The sequence below is a fragment of the Streptomyces sp. CB01881 genome, assembly GCF_002953255.1.
Lineage (GTDB): Bacteria > Actinomycetota > Actinomycetes > Streptomycetales > Streptomycetaceae > Kitasatospora.
The window spans coordinates 8,735,415-8,756,427 of sequence record NZ_CP026498.1 but is presented as its reverse complement, the minus strand read 5'-3'; the positions used below and the strand labels follow the sequence as shown (position 1 = coordinate 8,756,427).

General features: G+C 74.0%; 27 protein-coding genes and 1 pseudogene. 7 read left to right on the top strand and 21 right to left on the bottom strand.

The features are described 5' to 3' along the window. Window positions 1-3 precede the first annotated feature (3 nt). The 9 genes from C2142_RS28305 to C2142_RS28265 form a co-directional block, all read right to left on the bottom strand. Window positions 4-153 carry a hypothetical protein gene (locus C2142_RS28305; RefSeq protein WP_174315761.1) on the bottom strand — a complete coding sequence of 50 codons (150 nt, stop codon included), beginning with the start codon at window positions 151-153 and terminating at the stop codon, window positions 4-6. Window positions 154-163: 10 nt separating this feature from the next. Beyond that, window positions 164-970, bottom strand: coding sequence for an indole-3-glycerol phosphate synthase TrpC (trpC, locus tag C2142_RS28300; protein WP_148645562.1), 807 nt, complete (start codon window positions 968-970; stop codon window positions 164-166). Window positions 971-1,161: 191 nt separating this feature from the next. Beyond that, window positions 1,162-1,602 carry a DUF2752 domain-containing protein gene (locus C2142_RS28295; RefSeq protein ID WP_148645561.1) on the bottom strand — a complete coding sequence of 147 codons (441 nt, stop codon included), beginning with the start codon at window positions 1,600-1,602 and terminating at the stop codon, window positions 1,162-1,164. A gap of 122 nt (window positions 1,603-1,724) precedes the next feature. Beyond that, window positions 1,725-1,967: an HGxxPAAW family protein gene (locus C2142_RS28290; RefSeq protein ID WP_148645560.1), complete on the bottom strand. Its 243-nt coding sequence runs from the start codon at window positions 1,965-1,967 to the stop codon at window positions 1,725-1,727. A 180-nt stretch (window positions 1,968-2,147) separates the two neighbouring features. After that, complete coding sequence (locus C2142_RS28285) at window positions 2,148-2,759, bottom strand: TIGR02234 family membrane protein (RefSeq protein WP_148645559.1); 612 nt, start codon at window positions 2,757-2,759, stop codon at window positions 2,148-2,150. Beyond that, on the bottom strand, window positions 2,756-3,364 hold the full coding sequence (locus C2142_RS28280) for a Uma2 family endonuclease (protein ID WP_148645558.1): 609 nt from the start codon (window positions 3,362-3,364) through the stop codon (window positions 2,756-2,758). Before C2142_RS28280 ends, C2142_RS28285 begins: the two co-directional genes overlap by 4 nt. Window positions 3,365-3,383: 19 nt before the next feature. After that, window positions 3,384-4,904: an anthranilate synthase component I gene (locus C2142_RS28275; RefSeq protein WP_148645557.1), complete on the bottom strand. Its 1,521-nt coding sequence runs from the start codon at window positions 4,902-4,904 to the stop codon at window positions 3,384-3,386. A 31-nt stretch (window positions 4,905-4,935) separates the two neighbouring features. Further along, on the bottom strand, window positions 4,936-5,313 hold the full coding sequence (gene hisI, locus C2142_RS28270) for a phosphoribosyl-AMP cyclohydrolase (protein ID WP_148645556.1): 378 nt from the start codon (window positions 5,311-5,313) through the stop codon (window positions 4,936-4,938). 139 nt (window positions 5,314-5,452) lie between these two features. Then, a complete protein-coding gene (locus tag C2142_RS28265; RefSeq protein WP_148645555.1) occupies window positions 5,453-5,926 on the bottom strand; it encodes a hypothetical protein in 474 nt (157 codons plus the stop codon). Between the two features lie 137 nt (window positions 5,927-6,063). On the opposite strand from C2142_RS28265, the gene C2142_RS28260 reads away from it, so the two are divergent. Continuing rightward, entirely contained in the window at window positions 6,064-6,669 is a 606-nt protein-coding gene (locus tag C2142_RS28260; RefSeq protein ID WP_153882825.1) for a hypothetical protein, read from the top strand. Window positions 6,670-6,716: 47 nt separating this feature from the next. Continuing rightward, the gene (locus C2142_RS28255) at window positions 6,717-7,361 is read left to right on the top strand and encodes a TIGR03085 family metal-binding protein (protein ID WP_148645552.1); all 645 of its coding nucleotides are present in this window, start codon (window positions 6,717-6,719) and stop codon (window positions 7,359-7,361) included. Between the two features lie 233 nt (window positions 7,362-7,594). Here the strand turns inward: C2142_RS28255 and C2142_RS28250 are convergent, their stop codons facing one another. After that, on the bottom strand, window positions 7,595-8,095 hold the full coding sequence (locus C2142_RS28250; RefSeq protein WP_148645551.1) for an NUDIX domain-containing protein: 501 nt from the start codon (window positions 8,093-8,095) through the stop codon (window positions 7,595-7,597). 30 nt (window positions 8,096-8,125) lie between these two features. Beyond that, window positions 8,126-8,455: pseudogene (locus C2142_RS40465) on the bottom strand (tetratricopeptide repeat protein); the annotation flags it as partial. Between the two features lie 224 nt (window positions 8,456-8,679). Here C2142_RS40465 and C2142_RS28245 point away from each other — a divergent pair. Then, window positions 8,680-9,465, top strand: a complete 786-nt coding sequence (locus C2142_RS28245) for a VOC family protein (RefSeq protein ID WP_148645550.1) — start codon at window positions 8,680-8,682, stop codon at window positions 9,463-9,465. Between the two features lie 57 nt (window positions 9,466-9,522). On the opposite strand, the gene hisF is transcribed toward C2142_RS28245, so the two are convergent. From hisF to hisD, 8 genes are all read right to left on the bottom strand, one after another. Further along, a complete protein-coding gene (gene hisF, locus C2142_RS28240) occupies window positions 9,523-10,293 on the bottom strand; it encodes an imidazole glycerol phosphate synthase subunit HisF (protein ID WP_148645549.1) in 771 nt (256 codons plus the stop codon). Then, window positions 10,290-10,721 (bottom strand): Rid family hydrolase, encoded by a 432-nt coding sequence (locus C2142_RS28235; RefSeq protein ID WP_148645548.1) that lies wholly within the window; start codon window positions 10,719-10,721, stop codon window positions 10,290-10,292. The genes hisF and C2142_RS28235 overlap by 4 nt, the downstream gene beginning before the upstream one ends. After that, window positions 10,718-11,443, bottom strand: a complete 726-nt coding sequence (gene priA / locus C2142_RS28230) for a bifunctional 1-(5-phosphoribosyl)-5-((5-phosphoribosylamino)methylideneamino)imidazole-4-carboxamide isomerase/phosphoribosylanthranilate isomerase PriA (protein WP_148645547.1) — start codon at window positions 11,441-11,443, stop codon at window positions 10,718-10,720. Before priA ends, C2142_RS28235 begins: the two co-directional genes overlap by 4 nt. Before the next feature lie 38 nt (window positions 11,444-11,481). Next, a complete protein-coding gene (hisH, locus tag C2142_RS28225; protein ID WP_148645546.1) occupies window positions 11,482-12,117 on the bottom strand; it encodes an imidazole glycerol phosphate synthase subunit HisH in 636 nt (211 codons plus the stop codon). A 125-nt stretch (window positions 12,118-12,242) separates the two neighbouring features. Beyond that, the gene (locus C2142_RS28220; protein ID WP_174315760.1) at window positions 12,243-12,395 is read right to left on the bottom strand and encodes a hypothetical protein; all 153 of its coding nucleotides are present in this window, start codon (window positions 12,393-12,395) and stop codon (window positions 12,243-12,245) included. Beyond that, the gene (hisB, locus tag C2142_RS28215; RefSeq protein WP_148645545.1) at window positions 12,392-12,985 is read right to left on the bottom strand and encodes an imidazoleglycerol-phosphate dehydratase HisB; all 594 of its coding nucleotides are present in this window, start codon (window positions 12,983-12,985) and stop codon (window positions 12,392-12,394) included. The genes C2142_RS28220 and hisB overlap by 4 nt, the downstream gene beginning before the upstream one ends. Window positions 12,986-12,991: 6 nt before the next feature. Then, window positions 12,992-14,092 carry a histidinol-phosphate transaminase gene (locus tag C2142_RS28210; RefSeq protein ID WP_148645544.1) on the bottom strand — a complete coding sequence of 367 codons (1,101 nt, stop codon included), beginning with the start codon at window positions 14,090-14,092 and terminating at the stop codon, window positions 12,992-12,994. Then, entirely contained in the window at window positions 14,089-15,396 is a 1,308-nt protein-coding gene (hisD, locus tag C2142_RS28205; RefSeq protein WP_148645543.1) for a histidinol dehydrogenase, read from the bottom strand. The genes C2142_RS28210 and hisD overlap by 4 nt, the downstream gene beginning before the upstream one ends. Before the next feature lie 92 nt (window positions 15,397-15,488). On the opposite strand from hisD, the gene C2142_RS28200 reads away from it, so the two are divergent. From C2142_RS28200 to C2142_RS28185, 4 genes are all read left to right on the top strand, one after another. Next, complete coding sequence (locus tag C2142_RS28200; protein ID WP_148645542.1) at window positions 15,489-17,069, top strand: oxidoreductase; 1,581 nt, start codon at window positions 15,489-15,491, stop codon at window positions 17,067-17,069. Between the two features lie 110 nt (window positions 17,070-17,179). Next, complete coding sequence (locus C2142_RS28195; RefSeq protein ID WP_148645541.1) at window positions 17,180-17,908, top strand: LON peptidase substrate-binding domain-containing protein; 729 nt, start codon at window positions 17,180-17,182, stop codon at window positions 17,906-17,908. Window positions 17,909-17,948: 40 nt separating this feature from the next. Further along, on the top strand, window positions 17,949-18,443 hold the full coding sequence (ybaK, locus tag C2142_RS28190; RefSeq protein ID WP_148645540.1) for a Cys-tRNA(Pro) deacylase: 495 nt from the start codon (window positions 17,949-17,951) through the stop codon (window positions 18,441-18,443). Window positions 18,444-19,033: 590 nt separating this feature from the next. Continuing rightward, entirely contained in the window at window positions 19,034-19,312 is a 279-nt protein-coding gene (locus tag C2142_RS28185) for a hypothetical protein (RefSeq protein WP_148645539.1), read from the top strand. Between the two features lie 26 nt (window positions 19,313-19,338). Here C2142_RS28185 and C2142_RS28180 read toward each other — a convergent pair whose 3' ends face one another. Together C2142_RS28180 and C2142_RS28175 are read right to left on the bottom strand one after the other, a co-directional pair. After that, on the bottom strand, window positions 19,339-20,133 hold the full coding sequence (locus C2142_RS28180) for a hypothetical protein (protein ID WP_148645538.1): 795 nt from the start codon (window positions 20,131-20,133) through the stop codon (window positions 19,339-19,341). 72 nt (window positions 20,134-20,205) lie between these two features. Beyond that, a complete protein-coding gene (locus C2142_RS28175; RefSeq protein WP_241003282.1) occupies window positions 20,206-21,012 on the bottom strand; it encodes an ABC transporter permease in 807 nt (268 codons plus the stop codon). Window position 21,013: the final 1 nt, after the last annotated feature.

Here is a 21,013-nt window from a genome sequence, read left to right as displayed (position 1 = left end):
GGTTCAGCCGCGCGTCCTGCGCCATCGCCGGCCCTGCACCTGCCCGGGCTCGCAGCCGATCACGTAGCGCACCCGCCTGCCCAGCACCCGGCGCGCGGGCGCGCGGCAGCCGCGCGGGCGGCAGCCGGGGGCGAGACGGGAGGCGAGTTTCATGGCGGCGGGGTCAGTCCTTGTGCCGCAGGGCGGGGTGGGCACCGGCCGCGACCAGGTCGGCCACGGCGGCACGCGGGTCCTTGCCGGTCACCAGCGACTCGCCGACCAGCACCGCGTCGGCGCCGAGGTTGGCGTAGGAGATCACGTCCAGCGGGCCCCGCACGCCGGACTCGGCGACCTTGACGATGCCGTCCGGGATCGCGTGGACGACGTTGCCGAAGGTGTTGCGGTCCACTTCGAGGGTCTTCAGGTTGCGGGCGTTGACGCCGATGATCCTCGCGCCGGCGTCCACCGCGCGGGCGATCTCCTCCTCGTCGTGCACCTCGACCAGCGGGGTGAGGCCGATCGACTCGGCGCGCTCGATCAGCGACACGAGGGCCGACTGGTCGAGGGCGGCGACGATCAGCAGCGCGAGGTCGGCGCCGTGGGCGCGGGCCTCCCACAGCTGGTAGGCGGTGACGATGAAGTCCTTGCGCAGCAGCGGGGTGTCCACCGCTGCGCGGACGGCATCCAGGTCGGCGAGCGACCCGCCGAAGCGGCGCTGCTCGGTCAGGACGCTGATCGCGGCGGCACCGCCGGCCGCGTAGTCGGCCGCCAGGGCGGCCGGATCGGCGATCGCGGCCAGTGCACCCTTGGACGGGCTGGAGCGCTTGACCTCGCAGATCACCCGCACGCCGTCGCCCTTGAGGGCGGCGACGCCGTCCTTGGCGTCCGGGGCCTTGGCGGCGAGCTCCTTGAGCTCGTCCAGGGAGACCCGGGCCTGCCGTTCGGCGAGGTCCTCGCGGACCCCGTCGATGATCGTGTCGAGCACACTCACGCGAGCGCCCCCATCATTAATCTGCTAGTCGATCTAGCGATGAGCCGGAGGGCCATGAGGCCACCGGCCCTTCGATGGTATCGGCACCCGGGGGCGCGGGGCGCATCCGCCCGGCGCGCGTCTCGCGGAACGGACGCCCCCCACGGCTGCTCCGAACTGCGGTTTCACCGTATTCACACCGAGTGTCCGGCTCAGACCAACGGTGGCGCCAGCCCCGCCCCGACCGGCAGGTTGCGCACCACCGTGAAGACCAGCAGGAGCAGCGCCACCAGTACCCAGCGCCGCGCACCGAGCGCGAGCCGCGGCGCCGGCCCGCCGCGCACCGCCGCCCACACCCAGCGCAGCCAGAGCACCGCCAGCACCGCGAAGAGCAGCACCGCGGGCGCGTTGTCGTGCAGTGCGCCGCTGAGGTCCCCGTGGGTGAGCGCGTGGACGCAGCGCAGCCCGCCGCAGCCCGGGCACCACCAGCCGGTGAGTGTCAGGAACGGGCAGGTCGGGTAGTGGCCGGGGGCGTTCGGGTCCACCGCGGCGACGTACACGGTGGGGGCGGCCACCGCGGCCAGGGCGGTCAGCGGCGCACCCAGCCGGCGCAGGACGGGCGGCCGGGCGGGGGCGGCGGAGGAGGCGGTCACGCCCCTGATTCTGCCCGCCCGGTGCGGCCGGCGGGCACGTGACACAGCGGGGCGGCACCCCGTGCCCGGGCGGGAAACGAAAACGGCGGGCAGGCGCCCGCCGTTCACAGGGTTCCGGGAGGTCAGGCGGCGGCGAGCGCGGCCTGCTCCTCCGGGGTGTACACCATGGTGCTGGGCTGCTTGCCCATGCCCGCCATCGACATGGCCTTGCCGACCACGCCACCGATCAGGACGACCGCCAGGCCGGCACAGACCAGCAGCACCGACGGCAGGATCATCGCGACACCCGCGATCGCAAAACCGACGAAGGAGATGGTCACGCCGGTCCAGGCGGCGGGGTTGTGGCCGTGTGCTGCTGCTGCCATCTGATGGTCTCCTTGGTTCTCCGGGGCCCGGCCGGGCCTGCCGGCCCCTGGCGGGTTGACGTGTCCCATTGTGCCGGGCCACACACCGGCGCCCCAAGGCGGGTGCTCGTCTATCGGGTCACACTGCGCCCGCACCGCGGCCACCGGGCGGCGGGCGCCGTCGCACCGCGGCGCGGAGCCTCAGAGCGCGGTCGGGTCCTCGCCGCGGTCCAGCGCCTTCCAGAGGTCGGCCGGGGACTCCGCGGCCTTCGCCGGTGCCTTGCGGGTGGGTGCCTCGTAGCGGCTGCCCATGGCCGGCCAGCCGCGCCCGTACCAGGTGGTGAGCAGCCCGGCCAGCGCCAGCAGCAGCCCGCCGAGCAGGGCCACCCAGGGCCAGGCGGTGTGGGTGATCCCGGCCGCCGTGGTGCCGGAGAGGGCGAGCTTGCGGGCCGCCTCGCCGTCCAGCGCGGCGGTGTCGCCCGCCCCGGCCGCGGCGGCGGCCGCCGCCCCGAGACCGGCGAGGAGCGTCAGCGCCCCGACCGCGACCCGGCCGGCGCCGCGCACCGCGAACACCGCGACGGCCGCCGCCAGCGCCACCAGCGCCAGCCCGCCGGGCAACTCGGAGATCCTCCCGCCGGTGACGGACACCTTCAGGGTGCCGGCCACGCCCTCGGCCCAGACCCGGCCGACGGCGGTCAGCACCAGCACCGCGCCCAGCACGGTCAGCAGCAGCATCAGGCCGAGCGTGCGCCGCCCGGCCTTGGCGGGGGCGGCGGGATCGGCTTCGGCACGGGCCTGGGTAGGAACGCTCACCCGTCCACTATCCCCCGCCCGGCACCCGGGCCCGCACCCGGGGTCGGCGGCCCGGCGGGAAAGTCGTCGGTGCGCAGCACCAGCGTCCGCCCCGGCAGCGGCAGGAACAGGTCGTTGCCGAACGGCACCCGCTCCGCCTCCCGGTACGTCCCGCCCTGCAGCGGGTGGCTGTGTACCGTGCAGACCGCCGCGGCCGGGTCGACCACCACGTACAGCGGGATCCCGGAGGCGGCGAGGTACCGCTGTTTGCGGACGAAGTCGTCGTCCTGGCGCGAGCGCGGGACGACCTCCAGCACCGCCTCCAGGTCACGTGCCTCGAACCGCTGCCGGGCGTTGCGCCGCGCGCCGGGCGCGACCAGGGCGAGGTCCGGCGCGTAGCCGTACTGCGGGGACGCGAAGTCCACGACGACGCCGGAGAGTACGGTGCCGTGCCCGGCGAGCTGCTCCCGGACCTGCTGTTCGGCACCCCGGACGACGCCCGGCTGCTCCGCCGTCCGCGGCGTCATGATGATCTTCCCCGCGGTGATCTCCACCTGGTACCCGCGCGGGATCCTCACACCCTCCAGGGCGTCCCAGGCCGATCCGGCGTCCTGCTCCTCCGACATCCCGCCTCCTTGCCGCGGCTCACAGCGTCGGCGTGCGCAGCGTATTCGCGGTGGCCACCGCCCGCAGGACGGCCGCGGCCTTGTTGCGGCACTCGGTGTCCTCGCCGTGCGGGTCCGAGTCGGCGACCACGCCCGCGCCCGCCTGCACGTACGCGGTGCCGTCGCGCAGGACGGCGGTGCGGATGGCGATCGCGGTGTCGGAGTCCCCGGCGAAGTCCAGGTAGCCGACGCAGCCGCCGTACAGGCCCCGGCGGGTGGGCTCCAGCTCCTCGATGATGCGCATCGCGCGCGGCTTCGGCGCGCCGGAGAGGGTGCCCGCCGGGAAGCAGGCGGTCAGCACGTCGAAGGCGGTCCGCCCCTCGGCGACCCTGCCGGTGACCGTGGAGACGATGTGCATGACGTGGCTGTACCGCTCGATCTGCATGAAGTCGACCACCTCGACGCTGCCCGGCTCGCAGACCCGCCCGAGGTCGTTGCGGCCGAGGTCGACCAGCATCAGGTGCTCGGCCCGCTCCTTGGGGTCGGCGAGCAGCTCGGCGGCCAGCCCGGCGTCCTCGTGCGGGGTGGCGCCGCGGTGGCGGGTGCCGGCGATCGGGTGCAGCATCGCCTCGCCCTCGGTGACCTTGACCAGCGCCTCCGGGCTGGAGCCGACCACGTCGAAGCCGCCCTCGGCCCCGCCGTCCGGGCCGGGGAACCGGAACAGGTACATGTACGGGCTGGGGTTGGTGGTGCGCAGCACGCGGTAGACGTCCAGCGCGGAGGCGGGGCAGGGGGCCTCGAACCGCTGCGAGGGCACCACCTGGAACGCCTCGCCCGCCCTGATCCGCTCCTTGACCTCCTCGACGGCGGCCCGGTACGGCTCGCCGCCGAACGGCGAGCGGACCTCGCCGGGGCCGGACGGGGTGAAGGTGGCCAGGCCCGGGTCGACCGGCTTCAGCAGGTCGGCCTCCATCGCGTCGAGCCGGGCCACCGCGTCCGCGTAGGCCTCGTCGACGCCGCTGGCCAGGTCGTTGTGGTTGACCGCGTTGGCGATCAGCAGCACCGTGCCGTCGGCGTGGTCCAGGACCGCGAGGTCGGTGGCCAGCAGCATGGTCAGCTCGGGGAGCTTCAGGTCGTCCGGGTTGAGGTCGGGCAGCTTCTCCAGCCGGCGGACGACGTCGTACCCGAGGTAGCCGACCAGGCCGCCGGTGAGCGGGGGCAGGCCGTCGTCGGTGTGGCGCGGGGTGTGCAGCGCCACCAGGGTGGCGCGCAGCACCTCCAGCGGGTCGCCGGTGGTGGGGATGCCGACCGGCGGGGCGCCGTGCCAGCGGGCCTCGCCGTCCTCGCCGGCGGTGAGCACGGCCGCGCTGCGGACGCCGACGAAGGAGTACCGGGACCAGCTGCGGCCCTGCTCGGCGGACTCCAGCAGGAAGGTGCCGGGGCGCTCGCCGCCGAGGCTGCGGTAGAGGCCGATCGGGGTGAGGCCGTCCGCGAGGAGCCTGCGGGTGACCGGGATGACCCGGGTGTCGACGGCGAGCTTGCGGAAGGCTTCGAGGTCCATGGCGGGCGGCACCTTAAGGGGTAGGAACGGGTCAGGAGAGCGGGAGCACGTCGGCGTCGAAGCAGGTGCGGTCGCCGGTGTGGCAGGCGGCACCGGTCTGGTCCACCCGGACCAGCAGGGTGTCGCCGTCGCAGTCCAGCGCGACCGACTTGACCTGCTGGACGTGGCCGGAGGTGTCGCCCTTGACCCAGTACTCGCGGCGGCTGCGGCTCCAGTAGGTGCAGCGGCCGGTGGTGAGGGTGCGGTGCAGCGCCTCGTCGTCCATCCAGCCCAGCATCAGGACCTCACCGGTGTCGTACTGCTGCGCGACGGCCGGGAGCAGGCCGTCGTCGGTGCGCTTGAGCCGGGCGGCGATCGCGGGGTCCAGGGCGGTGGAGCCGGGGGCGGCGGGCGTGGTGGGGGTGGACATGGGGCCATTGTGTCAGCCCGGCCCCGCCCGCCGGGCCCCCGTCCGGATCGCGGCCGGGCCGGCGGGCCCGCGTGGACGGGCGGGCGCGCGGGCGGGCAGACGGGCGGACGGGCGGACCCCCCGTCGGGGGCCCGGGCGCTCAGAGCGGCCGTTCGCAGCCGGCCGGCCAGATCCGGTGGACGAACAGCCCGGCCTGCTGCGCCAGTCCGGCGACCCGGGCGGGCTCGCTGCCGGGCCCGCCGTCCCAGACCGCGATCAGTTCGTCGATCATGCCGACCACGGCCCGCCCGGTGTCGTCACCGAGGCCGCCGTGCTCGGGCGCGGCCAGCCGGTGGACGGCGTTGGCCTCGTTCATCAGCCGCATCCGGGTGCCCCGGTGCGCGTCGTCGGCGCGGCCCACGACGGGCGCCCCCGCGGGGACGACGACCTCCAGCTTGCCGCCGTGCTCCAGTACCGACCTGGCGAACCAGGTCTCCGGGCCCTCGTCGGCACAGGTGACGCCGACCAGTTCGTACGGGCCGAAGGTGGTGACCAGCTTCCAGAGGTCCCCGCGGACCAGCATCTCGGTGATGCCACCCGACAGGCCCCGGTGACCGGTGATTCCGACGCGCATCCGCATGCTCCTGGGATCGTGTCGTGCCGGGGCGAGCCTATCCGAACGCCGGCTGCCCGCCCCGGCGCGCCGGTCTGTTCGTACGAGTTGTGCCAACCGCCTGCCGGGCGGCCCCGGCTTGGGCCATCCTCGTGGCCATGACCTCCGAGCAGCCGTCCCCCGAGCCGCCGGTCCCCGCGCGGCCGGACGAAGCCGCCGCCCGCCCGTCGCGGGGCCTGGTCCTCGCCGTCTCGGCCGTGCTGGCCGTACTGCTCGCGGTGGTGGCCACCGTGCTGCTCTGGCCGGAGAAGAAGCCGGCCGCGCTGCCTCCCCCGCCCACCCCCGCCGTCACCGCCCCGAGCCCGACCCCCACGCCCACCCCGACGCCCACGCCGACGCCCACCAAGGCGGTGCCGTACACCTTCTTCACGGCCGGCTCCTGCTTCGACCACCCGCAGCTGAACAAGTCGGTCACCAAGCCGGAGGCGCGCCCCTGCGAGGGCGCGCACGACGGCGAGGCGATCGGCACCCTGCTGCTGCCGGACGGGCTGACCGGTGACAGCCAGATCAGCAAGGCGATGCGGGACGGGTGCAAGGACCCGCAGGCCGCGGCGGAAACCCGCCAGGTCGGCGGCGGGCCGTACTACGGGTACCCGATCGGCCCGTCGATGACCTTCTACCAGCAGGGCTGGCGGGACTACACCTGCACCCTGACGGCCAGCAACCACCCGGGCGGCACCAGGCTCACCGGGCACCTGAAGTAGCCCCCGTCCGCACACCCCCGGGGCACCCGGGCCCTACGCTTCTGACCATGTCGAACCACGCCCTCGCCGAGCGCCACCGGCTGGCCGAACTGCTGGCCGCCGCCGGGCCGGACGCCCCCACCCTCTGTGCCGGGTGGTCCACCCGCGACCTCGCCGCCCACCTGGTGATCCGGGAGAGCCGGCCGGACGCCGCGGCGGGCATCCGGCTCGGCCCGCTGGCCGGCTGGACCCACCGGGTGCAGGGCGGGTACGCCGAACGCCCCTACGAGGAGCTGGTGCGGCGCTTCCGCTCCGGCCCGCCGCTGCTCTCGCTGTTCGCACTGCCCGGCGCCGACGAGGCCGGCAACACCGTCGAGTACTTCGTGCACGCCGAGGACGTCCGCCGGGCGGGCCCGCAGTGGCGGCCGCAGCCGGTGCCACCGGGGCGGGCCGAGGCGCTCTGGCGCCGGCTGCCGCTGCTCGCCCGGCTGGAGGCGGGCCGCCGCTCCCCCGCCCGGCTGGAGCTGCGCCACCCCGACGGACGGAGCCTGACCGTCGGCCCGGCGGGCGCACCGACCGTCCGGATCACCGGCGAGCCGGGCGAGCTGCTGCTCTTCGTCTACGGCCGCGGCGAGCGGACGGAGCTGTCGGTCGACGGCCCGCCGGACGCCGTCACCGCCCTGCGGCACGTCCTCCCACTGCCGCCGGCCTGACCTGACACATCAAGAACAGAAGAGACTCAGGCACGAGAAGAGCGAAACTCAACGCGTCGCTCAAAGGTCGAACGGAGAAGAACGGCCGCGAGTTCGACCGCCCGCCCCGCCCGAGCGGCGGGACGGGCGGTCACAGGGGGAGGCCGGAGAATCCACCGGCCTCTTCCATCGAGGAGGCCGGTGGCGGGCAAGGGCCGAAAGCACCAGCCGGCGGCGGCCAATCCGGCCTGGGACTAGTCATGCCACGAGTCGAGGGAGACACTCGGACCGTTGTCGAGGTGGCTGACCAGGGCCTCTTTGGTAGTGGAGACGAATTTCTCCGGCAGGGCGTCGATGCCGGCCCACGCGACTTCCGAGTGTTTGCCGGGTTCCCCGTTCACGAGTTCGCCCGACCAGCGGTGAGCGGCGAAAACAACGGTCAGGAAGCCATGGGGGGCCTCGACGCCCCGGGCCCCGTGGATGACGTGAACCAGTCGCAAGTCCTCGGGAGTGACGACGAGCCCGGTCTCCTCCTTCAGTTCGCGAACCGCCGTCTCCGTGATCGGTTCGCCGGGTTCGTTCTTACCCACCGGCAGGTCCCACAGGCCTTGGGCGAACTTGGCCTTGGGTCCTCGTCGGAGGAGAACCACCCGCCGGCCTTCGAGGTCGTGAACGATGACGGCGGCGACCAGCAGCGTCATCGACCCCGTAGCAGGCTTGAGAGCGCCGGTCTGATCAGCAGTCGGCTGAGCCACCTCGGTCGGATCCTTCCTACGGCAGGGCTGTCATGTCAGTGCCTCGCGTGCACGGCGTTCCAGTTCGGCGGTTCCCGGAACAGCGCGTCTACGGTAGATCGCCAAACGAGGGCGGATGGAGGAGATCGCCTTTCTCGTCCGATCCGAGGTCACGCCGTCCATGAGGTCGAGGGCGCACCCCCAGGCTGCCACCGCCTCATCCGCTCGGGCTTGAGCGGCCAGGCTGTCCCCCAGATCCGCGTAGGTGAGGGCGTGAACGCGCCGGTACTTCTCAGCGTCCCAACGGATCAACGCGACCCGGTGCTGTTGCTCGGTTCCTGCGTGGTCTCCGAGGTCAGTGAGAGTACGGGCCGTGTGGCTCCTCGGTTTCGTCTCCGTCTCCGGCGTCTGAAGCCCCTGATCCGCCGGACCGGCCGCCCTGGCCCGCCGCCCCCGCGCCGGGCGACACGGAACCCGCAGCTCGGCTGTGTCCGGCTGCGGATGCGGGTGGCGGGGTGCAGACTCGCAGATGGCCGGGGTGGGGTGCGTGCACGCCCCCGCGAAACCGCCCGGCCGCCCTTTCCCGTCGAAGGAGCACCACCCCCATGCTCACTACCGACTTCCCCACCGGCGCGCCCTGCTGGATCGACCTCGGCAGCCCGGACCCGGCCGCGGCCGCCGCGTTCTACGGCGCGGTGTTCGGCTGGACGTACCAGGGTCTCGGCCCGGAGGCCGGCGGCTACGGATTCCTGCAGGCCGACGGCAAAACCGTGGCCGCGATCGGGCCGCTCACCGAGGAGGGCGCGCGGTCCAGCTGGACGACGTACTTCGGGACGCCCGACGCGGATGCCACCGCCAAGGCCGTCGAGCAGGCCGGCGGCACCGTCCGGGTCGCGCCGTTCGACGTCATGGAGGCCGGGCGGATGGCCCAGATCACCGACCCGCAGGGGGCGCAGTTCGCGCTCTGGCAGGCCGGCACGACCAAGGGCCTGGACGCGGTGTCCACCGACAACGCGCTGGTCTGGGCCGAGCTGCACACCAGTGACCAGCAGGCCGGCTTCGGCTTCTACCGGACGCTGTTCGGGTGGCGCTCGGAGAAGTTCCCGGCCCCGGGGATGGAGTACCTGGTGGTCTCCACCGCCGACGGCGACCAGCGGGCGACGAGCTTCGGCGGCATCGCACCGATCATGGGCGAGGGCCAGCCGCCGTCCTGGACGCCGTACTTCGCCACCGAGCAGGTGGACGAGCTGGTCGGCCGGGGCCAGGCGGCCGGGGGCACGGTACTGATGGGCCCGGAGCAGGTCCCGGACGTCGGCCGGATCGCCTGGCTGGCGGACCCGTTCGGCGCGCCGTTCGCCCTGATCAAGGGCGAGCCGCCGAAGGAGTCCTGAGCGCGTCCGCCGGTGCCGTCCGCATCCGGTGAGGACGTGGACGGCACCGGCGCAGGCTCAGCGGACGAGCTGCCCGGCCTCGCGCAGCGCGTTCTTGACCTCGCCGATCCGCAGGTCGCCGAAGTGGAAGACGCTGGCGGCCAGCACGGCGTCCGCGCCGGCCTCCACCGCCGGGGCGAAGTCGCCCAGCTTGCCGGCGCCGCCGGAGGCGATCACCGGGACGGAGACGGTCTTGCGGACCGCCCGGATCATGTCCAGGTCGTAGCCGTCCTTGGTGCCGTCCGCGTCCATCGAGTTGAGCAGGATCTCGCCCGCGCCCAGCTCGGCCGCCCGGCCGGCCCACTCGACGGCGTCCAGGCCGGTGCCCTGGCGCCCCCCGTGGGTGGTGACCTCGAAGCCGGACGGCGTCTCGGTGCCCTCCGGGCAGCGCCGGGCGTCCACCGAGAGCACCAGCACCTGGCGGCCGAAGCGCTGCGCGATCTCGCGGATCAGCTCCGGGCGGGCGATCGCCGCGGTGTTGACGCCGACCTTGTCGGCGCCGGCCCGCAGCAGCTTGTCGACGTCCTCGACGGCCCGGATGCCGCCGCCGACGGTGAGCGGGATGAAGACCTGCTCGGCGGTGCGGCGCACCACGTCGTAGGTGGTCTCGCGGTCCCCCGAGGAGGCGGTGATGTCGAGGAAGGTCAGCTCGTCGGCGCCCTCGGCGTCGTAGAGCTTGGCCATCTCGACCGGGTCGCCGGCGTCGCGCAGGTTCTGGAAGTTGACGCCCTTGACCACCCGGCCGGCGTCGACGTCCAGGCAGGGGATGACACGTACGGCGAGGGTCATGGCTGTCCGCCTTCCAGAGTGCTTGCGAGCCCGGGACGGTAGGCGTCGAGTTCGACCTCGACGAGCATCCGGGCGTCGATCAGGCCCTGGACCACCACCATGGCGGCCACCGGGCGTACGGCGTCGAAGAGCTCGTGGTGGGCACGGCCCACCGCGTCGACGTCGCGGGCGTGGGTCAGGTACATCCGGGTGCGGACCACGTCGTCCGCCGTCAGGCCGTACGCGGCCAGGGCCTCCAGCGCGACCCGGAACGACGCGAGGGCCTGCTCGTACGGGTCGCCCTCGCCCTGGAGCGTTTCGCCCTCCAGGGGCCTGGCACCGGCCACGTGCACGTGGTCGCCCGCGACGACCGCCTGCACCGAGCCGAAGATGTCCTCGTACGGGGAGAACCCGCCGACCCGACCGCGCACGACCTGACGTTCCGTCATCCTGAAACCGCCTCCAGGGCCTCTTCGAGGGTGAACTTCTGCTCGTAGAGTGCCTTGCCGACGATGGCGCCCTCGACTCCCTCGCCGACCAGCGTGGCGATCGCCCGCAGATCGTCCAGCGAGGAGACGCCGCCGGAGGCGACGACCGGCTTGTCGGTGGCGGCGCAGACGTCGCGCAGCAGCTGGAGGTTGGGGCCGGTCAGGGTGCCGTCGCGGTTGACGTCGGTGACGACGTAACGGGCGCAGCCCTCGGCGTCCAGGCGGGCCAGCACGTCGAAGAGCTGGCCGCCGTCGCGGGTCCAGCCGCGGCCGCGCAGGGTGGTGCCGACCACGTCCAGGCCGACCGCGATCTTGTCGCCGTGCTCGGCGATGACCTTGGCGACCCACTCGGGGCTCTCCAGGGCGGCGGTGCCCAGGTTGACCCGGGTGCAGCCGGTGGCGAGGGCGGCGGCCAGCGACTCGTCGTCGCGGATGCCGCCGGACAGCTCGACCTTGATGTCCAGCGCGCCGGTGACCTCGCGGAGCAGGTCGCGGTTGGAGCCCGTCCCGAAGGCGGCGTCGAGGTCGACCAGGTGGAGCCACTCGGCGCCGGCGTTCTGCCAGGCGAGGGCTGCGGCGAGCGGCTCGCCGAAGGAGGTCTCGGTGCCGGAGGCGCCCTTGACCAGGCGGACGGCCTGGCCGTCCCGGACGTCGACGGCGGGGAGCAGTTCGAGGCGGCTCATCGTTGCAACTCTCAGATCGTCAGAGGGGGTCGACCCGGTCAGAGGGTGTCGACCCAGTTGGTCAGCAGGGCGGCGCCGGCGTCGCCGGACTTCTCGGGGTGGAACTGGGTGGCCCACAGCGGACCGTTCTCGACGGCCGCGACGAACGGCTCCCCGTGGGTGGACCAGGTGACGAGCGGGGGGTTGATCCGCGCGCTGTGCACCTCCAGCTCCCAGCTGCGCACCGCGTAGGAGTGCACGAAGTAGAAGCGGGTGTCGGCGTCCATGCCGGCGAACATCCGGCCGCCCTCGGGGGCGTCCACGGTGTTCCAGCCCATGTGCGGCACGACCGGCGCGTTCAGCGGCTCGACGGTGCCGGGCCACTCGTCGCAGCCGGCGGTCTCGACGCCGTGTTCGACCCCCTTCTCGAAGAGGATCTGCATGCCGACGCAGATGCCCATGACCGGGCGGCCCCCGGCGAGGCGGCGGCCGATGATCCAGTCGCCGCGGACGGCCTTCAGCCCGCGCATGCAGGCCTCGAAGGCGCCGACGCCGGGGACGAGCAGGCCGTCCGCGTCCATGGCGGTCTGGAAGTCGGAGGTGACGGTGACGTTCGCGCCGGTGCGCTCCAGGGCGCGCTGGGCCGAGCGGAGGTTGCCCGACCCGTAGTCGAGTACGACGACGTTCTTGCCCATGTTCAGGTGTCCACTTTCTCGGTGGCTGCTCGGCGGTTTCCGGAGCGGCTCTGTACGGCGGCGTTGCGCCGCGGCGGCGGCAGGGGCACGGGCGTCAGAGGCGCGGCGGCGTCAAAGGCGCGGCGTCAGAGACGCATGACGCCGGAGGCCAGGCAGAGCACCGAGCCTATGGCGAGCACGGCGATGACGCCCTTCGGGATCTTCTGCTTCCAGAAGGAGATCACCCCGCCCGCCAGGAAGAGTCCGACGAAGATGAGGACGATCGCGGCCTTGCTCACAGCGCACCCTTGGTCGAGGGGAGGATGCCGGCCGCGCGCGGGTCGCGCTCGGCGGCGTAGCGCAGCGCCCGGGCCAGAGCCTTGAACTGGCACTCCACGATGTGGTGGGCGTTGCGTCCGTAGGGTACGTGGACGTGCAGGGCGATCTGCGCCTGGGCCACGAACGACTCCAGGATGTGCCGGGTCATGGTGGTGTCGTAGGCGCCGATCATCGGCGCCATGTTCTCCGGCTCGGTGTGCACCAGGTAGGGGCGGCCGGAGAGGTCCACGGTGACCTGGGCGAGCGACTCGTCCAGCGGCACGGTGCAGTTGCCGAAGCGGTAGATGCCGACCTTGTCGCCGAGGGCCTGCTTGAAGGCGGCGCCCAGCGCGAGGGCGGTGTCCTCGATGGTGTGGTGGGTGTCGATGTGCAGGTCGCCGTCGGTCTTCACGGTGAGGTCGAAGAGGCCGTGGCGGCCGAGCTGGTCGAGCATGTGGTCGTAGAACCCGACGCCCGTGGAGATGTCGGTCCTGCCGGTGCCGTCGAGGTCTATCTCGACCAGGACCGAGGTCTCCTTGGTGGTGCGCTCAACGCGTCCGATGCGGGACATACGGGGTTACAGCTCCTTGATCACGGTGGCGACGGCGTCCAGGAAGGCGTCGTTCTCGGCGGGGGTGCCGGCGGTGACGCGCAGCCACCCGGGGACACCGTTGTCCCGGACGAGGACGCCGCGGTCGAGGATGGCCTGCCAGACGGCGTGGGTGTCGGCGAAGCGGCCGAACTGGACGAAGTTGGCGTCCGAGTCGGTCACCTCCAGGCCCAGTGCGCGCAGCGCGGCGACCAGCCGGTCGCGCTCGTCCTTGAGCCGGCCGACGTAGCCGAGCAGGGTGTCGGTGTGCTCCAGGCAGGCCAGCGCGGTGGCCTGGGTGACGGCCGACAGGTGGTAGGGCAGCCGGACCAGCTGCACCGCGTCCACCACGGCGGCGTCGGCGGCCAGGTAGCCCAGGCGCAGGCCGGCCGCGCCGAAGGCCTTGGACATGGTGCGGGTGACCACCAGGTTGGGGCGGCCCTCCAGCAGCGGCAGCAGCGAGGCGCGGTGCGAGAACTCGACGTACGCCTCGTCGACGACGACCAGGCTGGGCCGGGCCGCCTGCGCCGCCTCGTACAGCCGCAGCACGGTGTCGGCGGCGACGGCGGTGCCGGTCGGGTTGTTCGGCGAGCAGACGAAGACGACGTTCGGCCGGTGCTCGGCGATGGCCTCGACGGCGGCCTCCACGTCGATGGTGAAGTCCTCGTTGCGCGGACCGGAGATCCAGTCGGTGCCGGTGCCCCGGGAGATCAGGGCGTGCATCGAGTACGAGGGCTCGAAGCCGATCGCGGTGCGGCCGGGGCCGCCGAAGGTCTGGAGCAGCTGCTGGAGGATCTCGTTGGAGCCGTTGGCGGCCCAGACCTGCTCGCGGGTGCGGGCGAAGCCGGTGGTCCTGGTCAGGTAGGCGGCCAGGCCGGTGCGCAGCTCGACCGCGTCCCGGTCGGGGTAGCGGTTGAGGTTGCGGGCGGCCTCGGCGACGCGCTCGGCGATCCGGGCCACCAGCTCCTCGGGGAGCTGGTACGGGTTCTCGTTGGTGTTCAGCTGGACGGGGACGTCCAGCTGCGGGGCACCGTACGGGGACTGTCCGCGCAGCTCGTCGCGGATGGGGAGGTCGTCGATCTTCGTCACGTGCCGGGTACCGTCCAGTCGAAGCGGGCCTTGATCGCGTCACCGTGACCGGGCAGGTCCTCGGCGTCGGCGAGGTTGACGACGTGCGCGGCGATGCCGGCCAGTGCCTCGCGGTCGTACTCGACGACCTGGACGCCGCGCAGGAAGGTCTGCACGGAGAGCCCCGAGGAGTGGCAGGCGCAGCCGCCGGTCGGCAGCACGTGGTTGGAGCCGGCCGCGTAGTCGCCCAGCGAGACCGGGGTCCACCGGCCGATGAAGATCGCGCCCGCGTTGCGGACCCTGGCGGCGACGGCGTGCGCGTCCCGGGTCTGGATCTCCAGGTGCTCGGCGGCGTACGCGTTGACGACGACCAGGCCCTGGTCGAGGTCGTCGACCAGGATGATGCCGGACTGGCGGCCGCCCAGCGCCTCGGCCACCCGCTGGGCGTGCTTCGTCCGGGCGACCTGCGTCTTCAGCTCGGCCTCCACCGCGTCGGCCAGCGCGGCCGAGTCGGTGACCAGCACCGAGCCGGACGTCGGGCCGTGCTCGGCCTGGCTGATGAGGTCGGCGGCGACGTCCACCGGGTCGGCGCTGTCGTCGGCGAGGACGGCGATCTCGGTCGGGCCGGCCTCGGAGTCGATGCCGATCCGGCCGGCGAAGTAGCGCTTGGCCGCGGCGACGTAGATGTTGCCCGGGCCGGTGACCATGGTGACCGGCTCGCACTCCTCGGTGCCGAGCGCGAACATGGCGACCGCCTGGGCGCCGCCGACCGCGTACACCTCTGTGACGCCAAGCAGCGCGCAGGCCGCCAGGATGGTCGGGTGCACCCGGCCGCCGAAGGCCTTCTGCGGGGGCGAGGTCACGGCGATGCCCCGGACGCCCGCCTCCTGGGCCGGCACCACGTTCATCACGACGGAGGACGGGTAGACGGCCAGGCCGCCCGGCACGTACAGGCCGACCCGGTCCACCGGCACCCAGCGCTGGGTGACCGTGCCGCCCGGCACCACCTGGGTGGTGTGGCCGGTGCGGCGCTGGTCGGCGTGGACGATGCGGGCGCGGCGGATCGACTCCTCCAGCGCGGCGCGGACCTTCGGGTCCAGCGTCTCCAGGGCCTCGGCGAGCTGCTCGGCGGGCACCCGGGTGGACTCCAGCCGCACGCCGTCGAACCGCTCGGTGATCTCGATCAGCGCCGCGACCCCGCGATGGCGTACGTCCTCGGCGATCGGCCGCACCTTCTCCAGGGCGGCCGCGACGTCGAAGTCGGCACGGGGCAGCAGGTCGCGCGGGTCGTCGAGGGATCCGCGCAGGTCGATTCGTGAGATCACGCAGCCCAGTGTAAGGAGTGGCCGGAACTGGCCGCCCCGGCATTTCAGTCCGTGATACGAAAGGCGAGACGACCGGGGGAGACGGGGGAACGATGGCGGAACGGGCACCGGACGGCTGGACCGCGGTGGAGCAGGGCCTGTGGGAGGCGTTCCGGCAGGGCGGGGTGCACGACCTGCGGACGGGCGACGCCGAACAGGACGACCCGTTCGGCGGTGCCGTCTGGGGCCCGGAGCGCACCGTCCGCGCCGAGGTGCTCTCCCGTCTGCTGCTGGCCGGGCCGGCCGCCGCCCCCGGCCGGGTCTCCTCGCTCAAGCTGAGCGGCGTCCGGGTCACCGGCCCGCTGCGGCTGGCCGGCGGCACCATCGACCACTACGTCGAGATGCACGACTGCCGCTTCGAACAGAAGATCCTGATGTCCGAGGCCGAGGCGGGCACGCTGCGCTTCGTCGGCTGCCTGATCCCGCGCCTGGAGGCCTCGCGCCTCGCCACCTCGGGCGACCTGCACCTGGCCCGCTGCCGGATACCCGAGGGCGTCCGGCTCACCGACGCCCGGATCGGCACCGACCTGCTGCTCAACCAGACCGTGCTGGGCGGCGACCGGTTCGGCCGGGCGCTGTCCGCCGACGGCATGGCCGTCAACCAGGACTTCGAGGCCGACCGGCTGGAGTCCCGCGGCGAGGTCAGCCTGCGCACCGCCCGGATAGGCGGCCGGCTCTCGCTGCGCGGCGCCCAGCTGCACGCCGTCCCCGCCAACCGCTGCGCCCTCAACCTGGTCCGGATCACCGTCGGCCACACCCTCTACCTGAGCGGCTCGGTGGACGGCGGCTGGTACGGCTCGCAGACGTACTACGGCTCCGGCTACGGCGAGATCCCGCCGGCCGGCGCCCCCAGCACGCCGTTCCGGTCCCACGGCGAGGTCCGGCTCTCCGACGCCCGGTTCGAGGCCGCCTGCCTGCTCTCCGACGCCGAGTTCCACCTCGGCCAGGAGCAGGAGCTCTCGCTGCGCCGCGTCCACACCCCGGAGCTGCGGTTCACCTGCCGCTTCCCGGGGGGCGGCACCGTCTCGCTCTCCCGCGCCAAGGTCGGCAACCTCGTCGACGCCCCCGGCTCGTGGCCGCAGGGCAAGCACCTGGGCCTCACCGGCTTCACCTACGAGTGCCTGCGCCCGGCCGCCCCGTTCACCGTCCAGCAGCGGATCGCGTGGCTGGAGGGCTCGTCGGTGGAGTTCCAGCCCGAGTCCTACGAGCAGCTGGCCGCCGCCCTGCGCCGCGACGGCGCCGACGACGACGCCCGCGAGGTGCTCTACGCCAAGCAGCGCCGCCGCCGGCAGACCCTGCCGCTGCCCGCCCGGGTCTGGGGCCGGATCCAGGACGTCACCGTCGGCTACGGCTTCCGCCCCGGCCGGGCGGCGCTCTGGCTGCTGCTCGCCTGGGCGCTCGGCAGCGTCTACTTCGCCACGCACGAGCTCCAGCCGCTCAAGGCCGACGAGCGGCCGCACTGGAACCCGGTGCTGTACGCGCTCGGCCAGCTGCTGCCCGTCATCGACCTCGGCCAGCAGGGCTGGAACCCCGGCGGGGCCGACCAGTGGGTCACCTCCGGCCTGGTCGTCGTCGGCTGGGTCCTCGCCACCACCGTCGCCGCCGGGGCCAGCCGGATGCTCCAGCGCGGATAGCCGCGGCCTCCGGCCCGGGCCGCCCGGACTCCCCCGGGCACGAACCCGGGCGCAAACCCGTGCACAAACCCGGGCGCACGGCGGGCACCCGGGGAACTACGCTGTCCGCCGTGACAGAACGGCTGCCGCTCTTCCCGCTGAACACCGTGCTCTACCCGGGCCTGGTGCTGCCCCTGAACGTCTTCGAGGAGCGCTACCGCCGTCTGCTGGCCGACCTGCTCGCCCTCCCCGAGGACGAGCCGCGCCGGTTCGGCGTCCTCGCCATCAAGGACGGCCGCGAGGTCTCGCCGGTCCGCGCCGACGACGGCCCGGCCGGCCCGCTCGACGGCCTCGGCACCGCCACCGGCGACCCGCTGGAGGCCCTGCACCACGTCGGCTGCGTGGCCGACGTCGCCTCCGCCCAGGAGCAGCCCGACGGCCGGTACGAGCTGCTGGTCACCGGTACCACCCGGTTCCGGCTCCGCTCGGTGGACACCGCGGGCCCGTACCTGACCGGTGAGATCGAGCCGATCGACGAGGAGCCCGGCGAGGGCGCGGGCGTGCTCGCCTCCGGCGTCGAACGGGCCTTCCGCGCCTACCAGAAGCGGCTGGCCGGCGCCCGGGAGGCCACCACGGTCGGCCGCCAGGAGCTGCCGGACGACCCGCAGGTGCTCTCCTACCTGGTGGCCGCGGCCTCGGTGTTCGAGACCCCGGTGAAGCAGCAGCTGCTCGCCTGCCCCGACACCGCGCAGCGGCTGCGCACCGAGCTGGAGCTGCTGCGCCGCGAGACGGCCGTGCTCAGCTGGCTGCCCTCGCTCCCGGCCGTGGACCTCACCCGCCAGTCCTTCAGCCCGAACTGACCCGGCCGCGCGCCGAAGCCCCGTCCCGGAGACCTCCACCATGGCCAGGAAAGCGAAGAAGGGCGGCCAGGGCACGCCCGCCACGGTCGCCCTGGAGAGCGCCGCCGTCGCGTTCACCGTGCACGCCTACGAGCACGACCCGGCCGCCGCGTCCTACGGCGGCGAGGCCGCCGAGGCGCTCGGCGTCCCCGCCGACCGGGTGTTCAAGACCCTGGTCGCCGACGTCGACGGCGTCCTCACCGTGGGCGTCGTCCCGGTGGCCGGCCAGCTCGACCTCAAGGCGCTCGCCGCGGCGGTCGGCGGCAAGCGGGCCGCGATGGCCGACCCCGCCGCGGCCGAGCGCAGCAGCGGCTACGTCCTCGGGGGCATCTCCCCGCTCGGCCAGCGGCGCCCGCTGCGCACCGTGGTGGACGACAGCGCCCTCGCCCACGCCACGGTGTACGTCTCGGCCGGCCGCCGCGGCCTGGAGGTCGAACTCGCCCCCGCCGACCTGGTCGCGCTGACCGGCGCCCGCACCGCCCCCATCGGCCGCTGACCGGCGCGAGCCCGCGCCCGGGTGCGTGCCTGTGCGGCACGTGCGACCGCCGGCCCGGCCCGCGTCGGCGTCGGCGTCCGTCTTTGCGTTCATGTCGAATCCTGCGCGACCGCACTTTCCCTGTTCGACACGGGTGACACTTCCGCCCCGCCCCGCCATACTCCCGCATGAGAAATTCCCGAACGGCGGGGCGGATTCCGCTGCCCGGCGGTGCGGAATCCAGGAATCGTCCAAGTGAAACACCGGCACCAGGAGAGGAAACGTTCCTCCATTTCGCTCCCTACTCGCGCGGAGCGCACATTTCCCGGACAACCGCCCCCACCGCGCGACCCCCGCCTGAACTCCGTCGATCCGTTGGATTTCGCGCCATCGTCGGTAAGCTCGTCGGACCTCAATACTTCGGATCGCTGCATCGGCCCCGGTCCTCCACCGGGCCGGCCGGGGACCTCTCCCCCCCACACCACCCGGTCACCGAGTTCGCGGCCGTCACCCGGCCGCTGCCCGAGGGCTGGGAGCGCGGCGACCTGGAGATCCGGTCCGCCGTCCGCCCGAGCGGCGTCCGGCTCCCGGAGCAGGGCTGGAAGATCCACGTGTCGGCCCGGGTCAAGGACGCCGAGGAGGTGCTGGAACTCGTCCACGGCTTCTGCCTGGACGCCCGCCTCACCTTCAAGTTCCTGCGCGGTCTGCCGATTCTCCAGGTCCAGAACTCCAAGTACGCGCCGCGCGGCTCCAGCGGGAAGTTCTGCACCCTCCACCCCGTCGGCGACGGGGAACTGGAACGATGTCTCGACGGCCTGGGCCGTCTCCTGGCCGGCCGCTGCCCGCCCTACCGCGAACTGGTCGCCGCCCAGGCGACGGCGCCGGGCTGAGGGCCCGCCGCCCGGCCGCCGGGACCTCAGCCCTCCTGGCGCGGGGCCGCCTCGTCGTGGCGCGGGGCCGCCTCGTCCTGCGGCTGCGCCTCGTCCAGCGGCTGCGGCGCGCCGTAGGGCCCGGCCCAGTACGGCGGCGGGTCCTCCTCGCGCTTTCCGAACGCCGCCGAGAGCGCCAGCAGCAGCACCATCGCCGCCATCGGCCAGGCCAGCAGCGCCCCGTACGCCCCGAGGTCGATGTCGGCGTTGAAGTGCCCGCCGTTGCCGACCCGCCGGGCCTCCGCGACCAGGTCGCTGCCGGGGCCGAGCCGGCGGCCCAGCGACCACGCGCCCAGCGAGGCCAGCAGGCCGCCGACGGCGAGGCCGACCGCGACCGCGATGCCGCCACCGCGGCGGCGGGTGAGCAGGAAGGCCCCGAGCGCGGTCAGGACACCCATGCCCAGCCCGATCAGCACGAAGACGCTGTCGGCGCCGGCCCGCTGCTCGCCCTCCGGGTCGGCGTAGAGGATCTTGTTGCCGTCGACCACCAGCGGCACCTTGGGCGCCAGCCAGGCCCAGAGCCCGGCCATCACCACGCCCAGCACCAGGCAGACCAGCAGCGTGATCGCACCGACCTTCAGCTCCGGCCGCAGCCGCTCCAGCGCGGGCCGGCGCGGCGGCCCGGCGAGCACGCCGCCCGGCAGGGGCGGGACGCCCGCGGAGTCCGGCGCCGGCGGCGGCGCGTACGGGTCCGGGGCGGCGGCCGGGCCCCGGCCGGTGGTGTCCGCGTCGGCGCCCGCGGCCGCGCGCAGAGGATCCGGAGGTGTGTTCGGTACGGTCACGGGCCCATCGTTTCACGACGGCCGCCCGAACGGACCCGCCACCCGCACCGCGGACGCCCGCCCCGCGGCGCCCTACCGGGTGGTGGCCCGCCGGTACGCCCAGGTGGCGACGGCCAGCGACGCCACGCCCACCCCGGCGCAGACCGCGAGGTCGCCCGCCACCGCCGCCCAGTCCGGGTCGGCCGCGAAGCTCCGGGCGAAGGCCTCGACGCCGTACGTGGAGGGCAGCAGGTCACGCAGCCAAAGCACCGGCTGCGGCAGGTGGTCCACCGGGAGCACGCCCAGCAGCAGCGCCGCGGACATGCCGAGCTGCCCCAGCATGGTGGCGATCTCCTGCTTGGGCGCGAGCAGCCCGAAGGCCGCGCCGATCCCGGAGAGCGCCGCACCGGCCAGCGGCACCACGGCGAGCAGCACCCAGAGCTGCCCCAGTGGCAGCCCGAACATCACGGCCCCCACGGCGGCCGTCACCAGCGCGCCGGGCAGCGTGAACGAGGCGTACGCGGCGGCCGCACCGAGCACCACGGAGGCGGCGGGGACGGGCAGCGTGGCGTAGTGGTCGAGGCCGCCGGTGGCCCGCAGCCGGCCGAAGTACTGGGCGAGCAGGTTGAGCGCGACGAAGGCGACCACCAGCACGCTGGAGCCGGCCACCACCGAGCGCGCGGCCGGGGTCTGCCCGGCGTCCACGACGCCGCGCATCATCACCAGGATGCCGAGCGACTGGAAGGTGGCCACGAACAGCAGCGGGATGCGGGCCACCTTGGCGCGGGCCAGCTGCGCCCGGTAGACGGCGGCCAGCGCGGGCAGCAGCCGGGCGGCCGGGGCCAGCGGGGCGGGCCCGGCGTCCTCGGCCGGAACGGTCTGCGGCGGCGCGGAGAGCAGC